Here is a 15535-nt window from a genome sequence, read left to right on the forward strand (position 1 = left end):
TCTCTCCTTACGCGGTCACGGGGTGCTGCGGCCTGGCCGACAACGTGGCACTGTGTTGCACCAGGTCCGACACCTGGCCGTCGATGATGTGCACATTGCGCTGGCTGCGCAGCGCCAGTTCCGGATCATGCGTGACCATCAGGATGGTGGTGCCTTGCGCGTTGATGTCTTCCAGCAGTTCCATCACACCGCGCGCCATTTGCGTGTCCAGGTTGCCGGTCGGTTCATCGGCCAGCAGCAGCTTGGGCGAGCCGGCCAGCGCGCGCGCGATCGCCACGCGCTGCTGCTGGCCGCCCGACAGTTCGGCCGGATAGTGTTTCATGCGCGATGCCAGGCCCACCTTGGCCAGCGCTTCCTCGATGCGCTCCTTGCGTTCGGCGCGGTTGAAACCCCGGTAGCGCAGCGGCACGTCGACGTTGTCGAACAGCGACAGGTCGGGGATCAGATTAAAACCCTGGAAGATGAAGCCGAGTTTTTCATTGCGCAGGCGCGAGCGGGCATTGTCGTCCATGCCCCTGACGTTGACGCCGTCGAGGATGTATTCGCCGTCGGTGAATTCTTCCAGCAGGCCGGCGATGTTCAGAAAGCTCGTCTTGCCCGAGCCGGACGGTCCCGTGACGGTGACGAATTCACCTTGTTGCACATGGATGTCGAAGCCGCGCAGCGCGTGGGTTTCGATCATGTGGGTACGGTAGACTTTGCTCAGGTTTTGCATGCGCAGCATGGAGGGGCCTCTTGTAGAGTGAGATGAAGGAGATTCAGTTGAGCGAGACGCGCGCGGCGTTCGCGAAGTTTTCCGTGCCGGCGACGACCACCTTGTCGCCCAGTTTCAAGCCATCGCGGATTTCCACTGCCGTGACGCTGGTCGCGCCCAGTTTGATCGGCGTGCGCATCGCCACGCCGTCGCGCACGACGTAGGCGAAACGGCCGCCTTCGGCTTCGACGAAGGAGCCGCGCGCCAGCATCAGCACATTCGGTTTTTCATCGATCAGCAGGCGTGCCGTGACGCGCTGGTTCTGGCGCAGGCCAGCTGGCTGCTGGCCATCGAAACGCACGCGCGCCAGTACCTGGTTTTTGACCACTTCGGGCGACAGCGCCGACAGTTTCCCTGTCGCCTTGATGGCGCCCGTTTCGATTTCCGCGCGCATGCCCAGGCCCATGTCGGCCACATACGTTTCCGGCACTTCCAGCTCCACTTCCAGCTGCGACAGGTCGACCAGGGTCATCAGGGCGGTATTGGCTTGCACCACGCTGCGGTTGGCGACCGACAGGGTGCCGATGAAGCCGTTGACGGGGGCGCGCACGGTCAGTTCGTCGACCCGGCGCTGGGCGTTGTCACGGCTCAGGCGCTGGCGTTCCAGTTCATTCGCCTTGGTTTTCAAGGCCAGGGTCACGTCTTCGCTTTCCAGGCCTGCCGCCTGCGAAGCGTGCTTGCTGCGGATGTCGGCAGAATTCAAGGCATCCTTGGCCTTCTGGTAATCGATCTTGGCGATGATGCCCACCTGCGCCACGCTTTCATAGCGTTCCAGCGTACGCTGCGCGGACAGGCGTTCGATTTCCGCCGTATCGGCTTCGCGCCGCGCCAGCAGCTTCTGTTTTTTTGCCAGGATCTGCTGGCGCGCTACCTCGGCTTCCAGTTGCTGCACGCTCGATTGCTCGCGCTTCAAGGCGTCGGACAGGTCAGGCGATTCCAGCACGGCCAGGATGTCGCCCTTTTTCACCGTGTCGCCGGCCTTGGCCTTCAGGGTTACGGTCGCTACCGTGGTCGAGTACAGGGTGGGACTGATGGCGGCCACCACGCGGCCATTCACGGCGGCGTCGCGAATCAGGGTGCCGCGCGTGACCTCGGCGATGCGCAGGCGGCTGCTGTTGACGGAATGCTCGCTGTTGCGCCAGCCGGCAACGGCAGCGATGGCGCCGCCGATGACGATGACGGCGCCGGCCAGCAGCAGGGCACGTTGCTTGTGGCGCTGGCCCGGTGGGGCGGACAGCACGGCGTCTTGGGAGGAAGTATCGCGAATCATGGTCAGGTCTCGTGGAGAATGATTTTTCTAGTGCACGATCCGTGCCAGTTATTAAGTCGTTGATTTGAATCGGAAAATTTTTTGGCGTCCGGCTGTCCGCCGTGTCCGCGCTGTCCAGGCGGTGTCCGCGTGCGCGGAAGTGTCGCGGCGTGTGCGCATGAATCTTGATATTCTGGCAATCGACCTGATCTGCGGCCCATGCAGTGATGGCGTGCGGCGCCATGCTGGTCCTCTACTTTGGAGCATGATGTCGCCTTCGCCCTCCCTTTTTGCCCGCCTGCGTCCCTGGCTGCGCCAGTTTGCCAGCCTGCCTGAACCGGCGGAATTCGATTACCCGTTTGCCCGCAGCGACATTGCCGTGTTGCAGCAGGTCGAAGCTGGCCCGGTCCAGCTCGATGAACAGACCTGGGATGAAATGCTGCTGGACGCCTACCATGCGCAACTGGCCACGCAGACCAGCATTCTTGGCCAACAGCGATTGCATCAGCGCCTGGCCAGCGGCATGGCGGGCGCCGCCTCGCGGGCGCGTATCGCGGCCTTGCTGGCCGCGCCGGCACAGATGGCGGTGATCGAGCAAGCCATGCAGCCGCTGCGCACGGCAGACAGGGAAGTGGCAGCGCTGCTGTGCGGCGCTGCGCCGCCAGCACCACCGTGGTGGAGCCGCTGGCTGCTGCTGCCGACCCTGGCGCTGTTGGTGTCGCTGCTGGCCGCGTGGCTGTTTGCGCCGCTGGCATGGGCCGTCGCGGTGCCCGTCTGGCTCTCGCTGATGGCGTTGCAGATGCGTTTTTATGAGCGTTGCAAACCGTGGGAGCGCAGCGTCTTTACCTTGCAGCAGATACTGCTGGTGCATGGCCGCCTGGGCGCGCTCGATATGGCGTTCACGGTGGACCTGCGCGAAGGTGGGCGGGCTGCCGGCGTGATCAACCGCCAGATCACGCCGGTACGCTGGATCAAGATGATTCCTATGCTGAGCGAATATGATGACTGGCTCATGCTGGGCAATATCCGGCGCTACTTTCACAGCCTGCGCGTGGTGCGGCGCGAACGCGCCTTCTTGCGCCAGAGTTTCCTGCTGCTGGCCGACCTGGAGGCGGACCTGGCTCTGGCGCGCCACCTGCGCGGTCGCGCACAGTTTTGCTGGGCGCAGCAAGCCGATGCGCGGCAGTTGTCGCTCGATGCCATGGTGCATCCGCTGCTGGACGGCGCCATGCCGCTGTCGCTGCAGCTCGATGGTCGCGGCGCCTTCATCTCGGGCCAGAATGCCATCGGCAAGAGTACCTTGCTGCGCGCCGTGGGCCTCAATCTGATCAGTGCGCGCGCCTTCGGCTTTTGCTATGCGCAGACGGCCCGGGTACCCATGCTGCCCCTGTATTCGAGCATGCAGAATGAAGATTCGTTCGATGGTGGCGAAAGTCTCTATATCGCCGAATTGCGGCGCGCGCGCGAATTGCTGGCGCTGGCCGAAGCGGGGGTGCCGGCCTTGTTCCTGATCGACGAGATTTTCCGCGGCACCAACCACCTCGAATCGGTGGCGGCCGCGGCCGCCGTGCTGCATCCCCTGGCCGCGCGCCACCTGGTGATCGTCTCGTCGCACAACCTGGTGCTGGGGCCGCTGCTGGAAGACTGCCTGGCGCCGTGGTGCGTGCGCCGCGATGAAGGGGGCGCGCTGCTGCTGGCACCCGGCGTGCTGCAAGCAACAAATGGCATCGCCCTGCTGGCGCAGCGCGATTTCGACGCCGGCATCGCGGACAAGGCGGGCCGCGTCTTCGACTGGCTCAGCACGCACATGGCGCAGCCGGCCGATTGCGGCGGCGTGCTCGAACGGGCCTGATGGCCGCCCTTACTTGTCCTGCTTTTCCGGCGTGCTCTTGTCGATCACTTCGCGGCAATCGCCACGGATGATGGCGTTGTCGTAGTTGGTCCAGCCGTAGCTATCGACGTAGCGCTTGTGCTGCTTGAAGCGGGGGCTGGCGATGCTCCATTCGGGCTGTTCGCCGGCAAAGCGGATGTCGCCCAGGTCGAGCAGGGTGTGGAACATGTTTTCCGTCGACAGGCGCGCCTTCTGATGGCGCTGCAGCTGCGTCACCTTGTCCGGATAGTGCTGCTGGAATTGCGGCGAATACCAGACGAAGGCGGGCACGTGAAATTCGAATTGCGTGTTGTGGCCATGGAAGGCCAGGCGGCAGGTGCCGTCGTACAGGGTCTGGCCATGGTCGGCCACGTAGACGAGCGAGCTGCGCAGGGCGGTGCGCTGGCCATCGTCCTTCAGCATGCCGATCACGTTCGACAGGAACCAGTCCGTGTACAGGATGGAACTGTCGTAGCTGTTGTTAAGCTGCGGCTTGATGGCCGTGTCCGTGTAGACGGGCTTGTTGACGCCGAACAGCGATGGCTGCCACTTGTCGAATTGCTTCGGATAGCGCTGGCTGTAGTTCCAGTGGCTGCCCAGCGTGTGCAGCACGATGAGTTTTTTCGGCGCCGGATCGGCCAGCGCGTTCTTGAACGGGTCGAACAGGATCTGGTCGAAGTTCGAATTGTTGGTAAAGCCGCCCAGGTTTAAAAATTGCACCACGTCCGCTTCCTTGGCAAACACGGACACGGGCGTATCGAACTGGCCGAACGAGATCTGGTTCGACAGCCAGTAAGTCTTGAAGCCCGCTTCCTTGTAGGCGGTGAGGAAGGATTTTTCCGAGAAGCCATCCTTGAGGCTTTGCGTGGCCGGCTTGCGCGAGATGATGACGGGCACGGACAGGCGCGTGGCGGACACGGCCGTGATGACGTCGGCCAGCGGCACCAGGTTGCGCTCCTGTTTCAGCAGGGGATTGGTGTCGCGTTCGTAGCCATTCAGGCTCCAGCGGTCGTAGCGCGACGATTCGCCGATCACCATGACCACCACTTCCGGATGGGCATCGGGCTGTTGCTGGTGCGCGCCGAAACGGAAGTTGCTGCTTTTCTGTCCCAGCTCGGCCAGGTACTTGCGTTCCTTGTAGAAATCGAAGCCGCGCGCGGCCAGGCCGAATGGCCAGGAATTGCTGATGGTGTCGAAGGCGTAGGGCAGGCGTGCCCAGTGGGGCAGGCTGGGCCAGCCCAAGCCCGTTTCGTCGGCGCCGGCGATGCTGGCATTCTCCGGCTTGCTGCTTTCCTCGTCTTCCTCGGCCGTGTCGTCTTCGGCCGAGCTGGCGTCGCCGAAGCCGGAGGCGCCCGCCTTGCCGCTGGCCGCCGGATGGCTGGCCTTGGCCGATGCTGGCGCGCCATGCAGAACCTTGGCCTCGAAACCGAATTCGTAGCCATACCACCAGAAACCGCCCAGCAGTGTCAGCAGCACGAAGGCGGCCGGGCGCGTCTTGCCGCGCCAGTCGAGGTCGCGCGTGCGCGTGGCGGCATACCAAGCCAGACCGCACCAGGCGATCACGCCCAGCATGACGGCGCCCATCAGCCACACTTTTTGCCCGAGGAATTCCATCGCTTCCTTGGGGCTGGTTTCGAAGATGATGCCCAGGTGGTGCGTGGAAATGCCCTGGCCATAGAAGATGAACAGGTAGATTTCCGTCGGCAGGGCCAGGAAGGCGGGCACCAGCAGCCAGTGGAACCAGGCGGGGCGCTTGAACACGCTCCAGACAGCCAGCCAGGCCAGCAGCTCGAAGGTGAGCATCTGCCAGGGATGCTCGGGCGCACGCCCCAGCAGCGCGGGGACGAAGGGCACGGCCGTCAGCAAGGCATACGTCAGGAGCAGGAACACAGTGGCAGGGCGAAGCAGGAAGCGCATAAGGGAGGGCGGGAGGGCAGCGAAAAATGTCCGCTATTATCAATCCTTTTGTTGTCTTGCGGTCGTACAAGAATACGCGTGCCAGATGCTTGGTTGCAGAGAAAGAGTGCCAAATCATCAAGCACCACAAGGTGCCGGCGTCTGCGCACCGCAGCCAAAGATTAGTCAAAATGCCACAAAAGCGCCTCTTTTTTGCCTTTTTTTATAGCAAAAAGCGGTAAACTGATTGACCCCCTGTAACACAAGGTCTAAACTAGCGAGTTCTCGATTTTATTCTGCTCATCGTTTACGCATTACTTGGCATTTCATGGCCGCTCCTTAACGAGTGGCTGCGGGCGCCTCCGGTGCGCAGTAGATGAAAGTGGGACGAGGTTTTAGTCGCCGGGCATCTTGCCCGGGTTATTAATCGTAGTTTTTTGTTGGATTTATAACGATGCCAACCATCAATCAATTGATTCGCAATCCACGCGTCGCTTTGACCGTGAAGAGCAAATCGCCGGCGCTGGAAAACAGCCCGCAAAAACGTGGCGTTTGCACACGTGTTTACACCACGACTCCAAAGAAGCCTAACTCGGCTCTGCGTAAAGTCGCTAAAGTTCGCCTGACCAATGGTTTCGAAGTCATTTCGTACATTGGCGGTGAAGGCCATAACCTGCAAGAGCATAGTGTTGTGCTGTTGCGCGGCGGTCGCGTCAAGGATTTGCCGGGTGTGCGTTACCACATGGTTCGCGGTGCTCTGGATACCCAAGGCGTTAAAGACCGTAAGCAATCGCGTTCGAAGTACGGTACCAAGCGCGCTAAAGCAGGCAAGAAGTAATAAGTTGTACGCAGCAAACCCAAGTTTCGCTCAGTGGCAACTAGCTAAGTGAATGTAGTCGACCGCATCTGGTCGAGTAAGTGGAAGACTATGATGGTCGTCCGCGAGTGTGCGAAGAACGCGCGCTCAACTGAAGATTGAAAGGAATTGATATGCCACGTCGTCGTGAAGTACCCAAGCGCGAAATTTTGCCAGATCCAAAATTCGGCAACACTGATGTCGCTAAATTTGTAAACGTGCTGATGCTGTCCGGTAAGAAATCGGTTGCAGAAAACATCATCTACGGTGCTTTCGAGCACATCGCAGCAAAATCGGGCAAAGATCCGCTCGAAGTTTTTGTTACCGCAATCAACAACGCCAAGCCGCTGGTTGAGGTGAAATCCCGTCGCGTCGGTGGTGCAAACTACCAGGTGCCGGTCGAAGTTCGCCCAGTCCGTCGTATGGCTCTGTCCATGCGTTGGTTGCGTGAAGCTGCTAACAAGCGCAGCGAAAAATCGATGCCACAACGCCTCGGCGGTGAGCTGATGGAAGCGGCTGAAAGCCGTGGCGGCGCGATGAAAAAACGCGACGAAGTCCATCGTATGGCTGAAGCGAACAAAGCGTTCTCGCATTTCCGCTTCTAATATAAAGCCAGCTACCGCAAGGCGGCTGTCAAGCATCTGTTGTTCGAGGCCGGGCTCATTTTTGCAAAAAAATGCTGCTCGGTTTTGTCCATTCATTTAGGATTAATTATGGCCCGCAAGACCCCCATTGAGCGCTACCGCAATATCGGTATCTCCGCTCACATCGATGCAGGTAAGACGACCACCACCGAGCGCGTCCTGTTCTACACGGGCGTGAACCACAAGCTGGGCGAAGTCCATGATGGCGCTGCCACCACCGACTGGATGGCGCAAGAGCAAGAGCGCGGCATCACGATTACCTCGGCTGCTGTTACGTGCTTCTGGAAGGGCATGGCAAACAATTTCCCTCCGCATCACATCAACATCATCGACACCCCAGGCCACGTTGACTTCACCATTGAAGTAGAACGTTCGATGCGCGTGTTGGATGGCGCCTGCATGGTTTACTGTGCAGTCGGCGGCGTGCAGCCACAATCGGAAACGGTTTGGCGCCAGGCTAACAAATACAAAGTGCCACGTCTGGCCTTCGTGAACAAGATGGACCGTACCGGCGCCAACTTCTTCAAGGTCTACGATCAGATGCGTTCGCGTCTGAAGGCCAACCCAGTGCCAATTCAGATGCCTATCGGCGCTGAAGACCTCTTTACCGGTGTTATCGATCTGGTCAAGATGAAAGCGGTCATCTGGGATGACGCTTCGCAAGGCATGAAGTTTGAATACGGCGAAATTCCAGCGAATCTGGCGGCTGAAGCTGCCAAGTGGCGCGAAAACATGGTTGAGGCCGCTGCTGAAGCGTCCGAAGAACTGATGAACAAGTACCTGGAAGAAGGCGACCTGACGGAAGCCGAGATCAAGGCTGCTCTGCGTCAGCGTACCATCGCCAGCGAAATCGTTCCAATGCTGTGCGGTACCGCCTTTAAAAACAAGGGCGTACAAGCCATGTTGGACGCGGTCATCGAGTACCTGCCATCGCCAATCGACATTCCACCTGTCCCAGGTCTGGACGAGGACGAGCAGCCAGTTGAACGTGCTGCTGACGACAATGAGAAATTCTCGGCATTGGCGTTCAAGATCGCAACCGATCCGTTCGTCGGTCAGTTGTGCTTCATCCGCTGCTATTCGGGCACGTTGAATTCGGGCGATTCGGTCCTGAACTCCGTGAAGCAGAAGCGTGAGCGTATTGGCCGTATCGTGCAGATGCAAGCCAATGAGCGCGAAGAAATCAAGGAAATGCGCGCTGGCGACATCGCTGCCGTCGTGGGTCTGAAAGACACCACCACTGGCGATACGCTTTGCGACGAAAAGGCAAGCGTCGTTCTGGAGCGCATGGTCTTCCCTGAGCCGGTGATTTCGCAGGCAGTCGAGCCAAAAACCAAGGCCGACCAGGAAAAAATGGGCCTGGCGCTGAACCGCCTGGCAGCAGAAGATCCATCGTTCCGCGTGCGTACCGATGAAGAATCGGGCCAGACCATCATCGCCGGTATGGGCGAGTTGCATCTGGACATCATCGTTGACCGCATGAAGCGCGAATTCAACGTTGAAGCGACCGTCGGCAAGCCACAAGTGGCTTACCGCGAAACGATCCGTAAAGTGTGCGAAGAGTCGGAAGGCAAATTCGTCAAGCAATCGGGTGGTCGTGGTCAATACGGTCACGTGGTTCTGAAGATCGAACCGCAAGAGCCGGGCAAGGGCTTCGAATTCGTTGACGCGATCAAGGGCGGTACCGTTCCTCGCGAATACATCCCTGCAGTTGAAAAAGGTGTGCGCGACACGCTGACTTCGGGCGTGATGGCTGGTTATCCAGTTGTTGACGTTAAAGTCACGCTGTTCTTCGGTTCGTACCATGATGTTGACTCGAACGAAAATGCATTCCGCATGGCCGCTTCGATGGCATTCAAAGATGGCTGCCGCAAAGCATCGCCTGTCATCCTGGAGCCGATGATGGCCGTGGAAGTGGAAACGCCGGAAGACTACGCCGGTACCGTGATGGGCGATCTGTCGTCGCGTCGCGGTATGGTGCAAGGCATGGATGAAATTGCTGGTGGTGGCGGCAAGATCATCAAGGCCGAAGTGCCTCTGTCGGAAATGTTCGGTTACGCCACATCGTTGCGTTCGTCGACCCAAGGTCGTGCGACTTACACGATGGAATTCAAGCACTATGCTGAAGCACCTAAGCATGTGACTGAAGCGATCGTAAGCTCGAAAGCTAAGTAATAGAAGTTCCGGGCCGGCTTTCACGAGAATGCCGGTCCCTACATTTAAATCATTGTTCTAAGGAAGAATAAAATGGCAAAAGGTAAATTCGAACGGACCAAGCCGCACGTCAACGTCGGCACCATCGGCCACGTCGACCACGGTAAAACCACGCTGACCGCTGCAATCGCAACGGTTCTGTCGAAGAAATTCGGCGGCGAAGCTAAAGCATACGACCAGATCGATGCAGCACCAGAAGAAAAAGCGCGCGGTATCACGATTAACACCGCCCACGTCGAGTACGAAACGGCAGCGCGTCACTACGCGCACGTTGACTGCCCAGGCCACGCCGATTACATCAAAAACATGATTACCGGTGCTGCGCAGATGGACGGCGCGATCCTGGTATGCTCCGCAGCTGACGGCCCAATGCCACAGACCCGCGAACACATCCTGCTGGCTCGCCAAGTTGGCGTTCCATACATCATCGTGTTCCTGAACAAGTGCGACCTGGTCGACGACGCAGAGCTGCTGGAACTGGTTGAAATGGAAGTGCGCGAGCTGTTGTCGAAGTATGAGTTCCCTGGCGACGACGTGCCTATCATCAAAGGTTCGGCCCGTATGGCGCTGGAAGGCAAAGAAGGCGAAATGGGCGTGGATGCAGTGTTGCGTCTGGCCGATGCCCTCGATTCGTACATCCCAACGCCAGAGCGCGCTGTTGACGGTGCTTTCCTGATGCCAGTGGAAGACGTATTCTCGATCTCGGGTCGCGGTACCGTTGTGACCGGTCGTATCGAGCGCGGCATTGTTAAAGTCGGCGAAGAGATCGAAATCGTTGGTATTATCGATACCGTCAAAACGACTTGCACCGGCGTGGAAATGTTCCGCAAACTGCTGGACCAAGGTCAAGCAGGCGACAACGTTGGTTTGCTGCTGCGCGGCACCAAGCGTGAAGACGTGCAACGTGGTCAAGTTCTGGCCAAGCCAGGCTCGATCAAGCCGCATGCGCACTTCACCGGCGAGATCTATGTTCTGTCGAAAGACGAAGGCGGCCGTCATACGCCATTCTTCAACAACTATCGTCCACAGTTCTACTTCCGCACAACGGACGTGACTGGTTCGATCGAGTTGCCAGCAGACAAAGAAATGGTTATGCCAGGCGATAACGTGTCGATCACCGTCAAGCTGATCAACCCGATCGCGATGGAAGAAGGCCTGCGCTTCGCTATCCGCGAAGGCGGTCGTACCGTCGGCGCTGGTGTTGTTGCAAAAATCCTGGCTTAATTCTTAAGCCTGCATAAAAGAAGACGCGTCGTCGCCCGGCGCCCTTCTTTTTATTCAACTGGCGGGGTTGGCAAGCATTTTGGTGCTATCATGTCGACCCTGACGGTTGTTGCGTCAGAAATTCCAGTATGACCTCATTGCCGTGCAGACCGCGCGGTTCGTTCTTTTAAGGAAATATCATGTCGGCACCAAACCAAAAAATCCGTATCCGCCTGAAGGCTTTCGATTACAAACTGATCGACCAGTCCGCTCTGGAAATCGTTGAAACCGCGAAGCGCACCGGCGCTGTCGTCAAAGGCCCAGTACCACTGCCTACCCGTATTCAGCGTTTCGATGTGCTGCGTTCCCCGCACGTCAACAAAACTTCGCGCGATCAGTTCGAGATCCGTACGCACCAACGCCTGATGGACATCGTTGACCCAACGGACAAAACCGTTGACGCGCTGATGAAGCTGGACCTGCCAGCTGGTGTTGATGTTGAAATCAAACTGCAATAAGAGTTTCAAGGGCGGCTGACAATACCGTAGCACCAGGTATTGACAGCTGTTCCAGGCCGGCGGGGTGTCCCGCTGCCTGATGATGGGGCCGGGCCTGCTCACAAGCGTGAGTGCGCCCGGCCCCATTGCTATTGGCCCGCAGTATTGTGTTTACGCCGTACATCTTTCACCCTCCCGTTCTCTTTCTCCGCTTTACTTTCTTTTTCTCTCGTTATCCAAACTGGCGGAGCAGGCCGGCACAGGCCAAATTGATCCCGGAAAACAACAAGTTGGCGGATAAAGTCGGATTAAAACAACAATTGTTAATTTTCCCCTTCCTTGCGTGGCCTCAATGTGAGAAATTTGTAATATACGGCGGGAATGTATGACTTTTTTACAAAAACGGTCAACAAGACGTATCGATTTACAAAACGAAAATAATATTTGAGGAGTAGTCTTGAAAAGTACGGTAAATAACAATACACCACGGTTGAAGAAAAGCACGCTTGCAATTGCATTGACATTAGCCTTCTCTCAATACGCCACAGCACAAACAACTGCCGAGCCTGTAGAAAAACTGCAGCGCGTCGAAGTCACCGGTAGTAGTATCAAGCGTACCGAAGCTGAAACAGCCGGCTCGCTGCAGGTTCTGACCCGCGACGACATCGAGCGCACCGGCCAGACCACGGCGCTGGGCATCCTGAATTCCTCCGCCGCCATCAGCACCTCAATCGACTCGTCGAGCAACAGCTCCGGCAGCTTTGCCACGGGTTCCTCGGGCGTGGGCATGCGTGGCCTGGGCAAGGTCGCTACCCTGGTGCTGGTCAATGGCCGCCGCATTGCACAATACGGCCTCGCCGATGGCGCACAACAGAACTTCACCAACCTGGACGCGATCCCGGCTGCCGCCATCGAGCGCATCGAGATCCTGAAAGACGGTGCTTCGGCAATCTACGGTTCCGACGCCATTGCTGGCGTAATCAACATCATTCTGCTGAAAAACTTTGAAGGCGCCAAGATCACCGGCAACTACAAGGAAACCGACGGTTTCAAAGACCAGCGCAGCCGCAATGTTTCCGGCATCATCGGTTACGGCGATATCGACAAGGATGGTTTCAACACCTACCTGACATACGAAGCCTACAAAAACGACGGCTACACCGTCGACGACCTGAGCAGCCACTATCCGGACTGGCACCGCCAGACCCCGGGCCGTTCGACCTGGGATGCCCCAAGCGCGTTCTCGCCAACCGGCAATTACTTCCTGAACAGCACGAACATCGTTGCTGCGCCAGGCTGCCCGGCCGACAAGATCGACCCGAAAGACAAGCTGTGCAAGATGGATATTCTGCCGTATAGCGGCCTGACTACCAATGCCAAGCGCTATGCGCTGGCCAGCAACACGCACTTCCGTATCGGCAAGAGCATCGATGCCAACTTCGAGATCACCAATGCTGGCGCCAGCAACGACTACATCGTCACGCCATTCAACGTCAGCAACGGTAGCGCCACCACGTCGTCGAGCACCTGGTACGACGCGATCAACGGCAAGATGGTCGGTCCGTACTTCTATCCAAAATTGCCAGTTGGCCACGCCAACAACCCTTACGGCGTACCGGTGGAATACCGTGCCCGCATGATGGACACCGGCAACGGCTTCAACTTCAACCGCACCGAGTCCGACCAGACGCGCGTCATGCTGAGCCTGAACGGCGATATCGGCAATTTCGACTGGAAATCCGCAGTCGGTTACATGAACTCGAAAGCCACCAAGGCCACCCGTGCCGTGAGCGCCACCGGCTACAACAATGCCATCGTCAACGGCACTTACAAGTTCGGCCAGCAAAACGATACCGCGCTGCTGGAATCGATGTTCCCTGTACGTACCACCAAGGGCGAGTCGAAAATCACCTTCGTCGACGCAACCGTGTCCGGTGAAGTGGCGCAACTGCCTGCCGGTCCTTTGAGCGTGGCATTCGGTACCGATATCCGCCGCGAAAAGTATGAGATGGCCAGCTCGGACAATGTGCTGCGTGGTGACCTGGTCGGCATCGCCGGCCTGCAGGTCAAGGACACCATGGATCACTACGCGTTGTTCGCGGAAGCGACCATTCCGGTGGTCAAGCGTGTGGAAGTGAGCGCCGCGGTACGTGCCGACAAGTCCACCAACAGCGATGTGCACTTCTCGCCGAAGCTGGGCTTGCGCGTCAACGCGACCGATACCCTGTTGCTGCGTGCCACGGCCGCTGGCGGCTTCCGCGCGCCTAACATCGTTGAAACCGGTAACGGTCTGGGCCGCAGCTCGTTTGCCACCGATGTCAGCGATCCACGCCGCTGCGCAACCGCCAGTGCCTTGAACAAACTGGTACAAGACAATCCAGCCGTCACCCCCGCTGACAAAGCGCAGGGCAACACCTTCCAGAACAGTGATTGCAAAGGCGGCGTTCCTAGCTTCGTGTCGGCGAACAAGGACTTGAAACCGGAAACCTCGCGTTCGATCACCGCTGGTTTCGTCTTTGAGCCGGTCAAGAACTGGACCGTGGCACTGGACTACTACCATATCGAACGCAAGGACGAAATCGGTACCCGTGGCGTGGCTGACATTCTGCGCGGCGAAGCTGGTCTGCCAGCCGGACAGCTGGTGCGTGTTGATAACTCGGCTTCCGATGCGCAATTCCTGGCACTGGTGAAGAAGTACGCACCAGGCAATACGACCAACTTCGGCGGCGTTGGCGTGATCGGCCTGCTGTACAACCCATACGTCAACAGCGGCAAGACCCGTGCTTCGGGCTTCGACTTTGATGCGGGTGGCCGTTTCAACACCAGTATCGGCCAGGTTCGCCTGAAACTGGAAGGTAGCTACCTGTGGAAATACCAGGAGTTCAGCGTGACCGACAATGCCTATGACACCAACCTGGCAGGTAACTATGACCTGGGTTCGCGTCTGAAAACCAAGTTGCGCGCCAGCCTGAAGGCCGGCTCGTTCGACCACGGCATGACCCTGAACTACGCCAGCGGTTTTAGCAACGACAATCAGACTTCGCCGACCTACTGCGTCACCAACAAGGTTTCGGCTGAGAACATGGGTGTTTGCTCGCGCGTCGGCAGCAACACCACGGTCGACTACAACCTGTCGTACGGCGGCATCAAGAACACGCGTCTGAGCCTGTTCATTGACAATCTGTTCGACAAGGCTGGACCGGTGCAATGGCGCAGAGGCTACGCTGAATCGTTCCAGATGCGTCGTATCGGCGTAACGGCCAGCTACACCTTCCTCTGATCATCGTCAGTTGATACCCCACCGCCCGGTGCCAATGCCGGGCGTGTCAAAAACCAGGCCTCGTGCCTGGTTTTTTTTTGCCCTGCCATCGATGCATGGGGGGATATCGCTTTACAGTGCTGAGGCTGGACGATAAAGTTGCCGCATGCTCAATGCCCTCGATACCCACCTGTTAAATGCGACTCCACGTCTGCGCTTGCGCGGCTGGTCGCGCTTCCTGACCGAATTCCTGTATTTCGGCATCAAGGAGGCGAGGGCGTGCCTGTTCGTCGGGCTGTTTTTTGCTGCCGTGTTCCTGGTGCCGCGCGCCGGCCTGTTCGGCTTGCCGCGCTATGACGTGCTGCTGCTGGTCGCGCTGGCGATCCAGGTTGCAATGGTATGGAGCGGGCTGGAAACGTGGGATGAGTTGAAAGCCATCTGCCTGTTTCATGCGGTCGGCTTCGCGCTGGAAGTGTTCAAGGTTTCGGGGACGATCCAGTCCTGGAGCTATCCCGACTTCGCCTATACCAAGGTGTTCGGCGTGCCCCTGTTTTCCGGCTTCATGTATGCGGCCGTCGGCAGCTACATCATCCAGACCTGGCGCCTGCTCGACATGCGGATCCGCCACCATCCGCCGTACTGGATGGCGGTGCTGATCGCGCTGCTCATCTACGCCAACTTCTTCACCTATCACTACATCGGCGACTACCGCTGGTATCTGGCCGCCTGTGCGCTGGGCTTGTACGCGCGCACCAGCGTGGTGTTCCGTCCGCTCGACCGCGACCGCAGCATGCCCTTGCTGCTCGGTTTTGTGCTGGTCGGCTTCTTTATCTGGCTGGCCGAAAACATCAGCACTTTCTGGGGCGTGTGGCGTTATCCGAACCAGCTTGGCGCCTGGTCGGTGGTGCATGTCAGCAAATGGAGTTCATGGTCGCTGCTGGTGGTGATGACGTTCACTATCGTGGCCCACCTCAAGCACATCAAGGCCAGCATCCACGTCGCCCAGCCTTAGCTCGGGCGGCTTTTTGCCCGCGCACGACAAGGCGCGCGATTGACGCCGCTTGCCCGCTTCAGGGATACTCCGGACTTGTCC

The 15535-nt window shown here is 58.6% G+C and carries 11 protein-coding genes; 8 read left to right on the top strand and 3 right to left on the bottom strand.

Annotated features, from left to right (window positions below; translation table 11 throughout):
* Positions 1-7: 7 nt before the first annotated feature.
* Together C8C92_RS03260 and C8C92_RS03265 are read right to left on the bottom strand one after the other, a co-directional pair.
* The gene (locus C8C92_RS03260) at positions 8-724 is read right to left on the bottom strand and encodes an ABC transporter ATP-binding protein (protein WP_099760937.1); all 717 of its coding nucleotides are present in this window, start codon (positions 722-724) and stop codon (positions 8-10) included.
* Between the two features lie 34 nt (positions 725-758).
* Positions 759-2024: an efflux RND transporter periplasmic adaptor subunit gene (locus C8C92_RS03265; protein ID WP_099760936.1), complete on the bottom strand. Its 1266-nt coding sequence runs from the start codon at positions 2022-2024 to the stop codon at positions 759-761.
* Positions 2025-2271: 247 nt separating this feature from the next.
* Between C8C92_RS03265 and C8C92_RS03270 the strand changes: the two genes are divergently transcribed.
* The gene (locus C8C92_RS03270) at positions 2272-3855 is read left to right on the top strand and encodes a DNA mismatch repair protein MutS (protein WP_116743009.1); all 1584 of its coding nucleotides are present in this window, start codon (positions 2272-2274) and stop codon (positions 3853-3855) included.
* Positions 3856-3864: 9 nt separating this feature from the next.
* On the opposite strand, the gene C8C92_RS03275 is transcribed toward C8C92_RS03270, so the two are convergent.
* On the bottom strand, positions 3865-5790 hold the full coding sequence (locus tag C8C92_RS03275; RefSeq protein ID WP_116743010.1) for a phosphoethanolamine transferase: 1926 nt from the start codon (positions 5788-5790) through the stop codon (positions 3865-3867).
* A 433-nt stretch (positions 5791-6223) separates the two neighbouring features.
* Between C8C92_RS03275 and rpsL the strand changes: the two genes are divergently transcribed.
* From rpsL to C8C92_RS03310, 7 genes are all read left to right on the top strand, one after another.
* Positions 6224-6607 carry a 30S ribosomal protein S12 gene (gene rpsL, locus C8C92_RS03280; protein ID WP_010394376.1) on the top strand — a complete coding sequence of 128 codons (384 nt, stop codon included), beginning with the start codon at positions 6224-6226 and terminating at the stop codon, positions 6605-6607.
* A gap of 152 nt (positions 6608-6759) precedes the next feature.
* Positions 6760-7230: a 30S ribosomal protein S7 gene (gene rpsG / locus C8C92_RS03285; RefSeq protein WP_065310159.1), complete on the top strand. Its 471-nt coding sequence runs from the start codon at positions 6760-6762 to the stop codon at positions 7228-7230.
* Positions 7231-7338: 108 nt separating this feature from the next.
* Positions 7339-9444 carry an elongation factor G gene (fusA, locus tag C8C92_RS03290; RefSeq protein ID WP_099760934.1) on the top strand — a complete coding sequence of 702 codons (2106 nt, stop codon included), beginning with the start codon at positions 7339-7341 and terminating at the stop codon, positions 9442-9444.
* 72 nt (positions 9445-9516) lie between these two features.
* Positions 9517-10707 carry an elongation factor Tu gene (gene tuf / locus C8C92_RS03295; RefSeq protein WP_096233366.1) on the top strand — a complete coding sequence of 397 codons (1191 nt, stop codon included), beginning with the start codon at positions 9517-9519 and terminating at the stop codon, positions 10705-10707.
* Positions 10708-10886: 179 nt separating this feature from the next.
* Positions 10887-11204 carry a 30S ribosomal protein S10 gene (gene rpsJ, locus C8C92_RS03300; RefSeq protein WP_010394389.1) on the top strand — a complete coding sequence of 106 codons (318 nt, stop codon included), beginning with the start codon at positions 10887-10889 and terminating at the stop codon, positions 11202-11204.
* A 496-nt stretch (positions 11205-11700) separates the two neighbouring features.
* Positions 11701-14463 (top strand): TonB-dependent receptor, encoded by a 2763-nt coding sequence (locus C8C92_RS03305; RefSeq protein WP_243420099.1) that lies wholly within the window; start codon positions 11701-11703, stop codon positions 14461-14463.
* 145 nt (positions 14464-14608) lie between these two features.
* Complete coding sequence (locus C8C92_RS03310) at positions 14609-15454, top strand: DUF817 domain-containing protein (protein ID WP_116743012.1); 846 nt, start codon at positions 14609-14611, stop codon at positions 15452-15454.
* Positions 15455-15535 lie beyond the last annotated feature (81 nt).

This window comes from Janthinobacterium sp. 78, from assembly GCF_003096775.1.
Taxonomy (GTDB): domain Bacteria; phylum Pseudomonadota; class Gammaproteobacteria; order Burkholderiales; family Burkholderiaceae_D; genus Janthinobacterium; species Janthinobacterium tructae.

What these genes read in the sequence shown, in the direction of transcription:
- C8C92_RS03270 (WP_116743009.1), top strand. Translation starts at nt 2,272, where the DNA reads ATGTCGCCTTCGCCCTCCCTTTTTGCCCGCCTGCGTCCCTGGCTGCGC.
- tuf (WP_096233366.1), top strand. Translation starts at nt 9,517, where the DNA reads ATGGCAAAAGGTAAATTCGAACGGACCAAGCCGCACGTCAACGTCGGC.
- rpsG (WP_065310159.1), top strand. Translation starts at nt 6,760, where the DNA reads ATGCCACGTCGTCGTGAAGTACCCAAGCGCGAAATTTTGCCAGATCCA.
- rpsJ (WP_010394389.1), top strand. Translation starts at nt 10,887, where the DNA reads ATGTCGGCACCAAACCAAAAAATCCGTATCCGCCTGAAGGCTTTCGAT.
- C8C92_RS03260 (WP_099760937.1), bottom strand. Translation starts at nt 724, where the DNA reads ATGCTGCGCATGCAAAACCTGAGCAAAGTCTACCGTACCCACATGATC.
- C8C92_RS03310 (WP_116743012.1), top strand. Translation starts at nt 14,609, where the DNA reads ATGCTCAATGCCCTCGATACCCACCTGTTAAATGCGACTCCACGTCTG.
- C8C92_RS03265 (WP_099760936.1), bottom strand. Translation starts at nt 2,024, where the DNA reads ATGATTCGCGATACTTCCTCCCAAGACGCCGTGCTGTCCGCCCCACCG.
- fusA (WP_099760934.1), top strand. Translation starts at nt 7,339, where the DNA reads ATGGCCCGCAAGACCCCCATTGAGCGCTACCGCAATATCGGTATCTCC.
- rpsL (WP_010394376.1), top strand. Translation starts at nt 6,224, where the DNA reads ATGCCAACCATCAATCAATTGATTCGCAATCCACGCGTCGCTTTGACC.
- C8C92_RS03275 (WP_116743010.1), bottom strand. Translation starts at nt 5,790, where the DNA reads ATGCGCTTCCTGCTTCGCCCTGCCACTGTGTTCCTGCTCCTGACGTAT.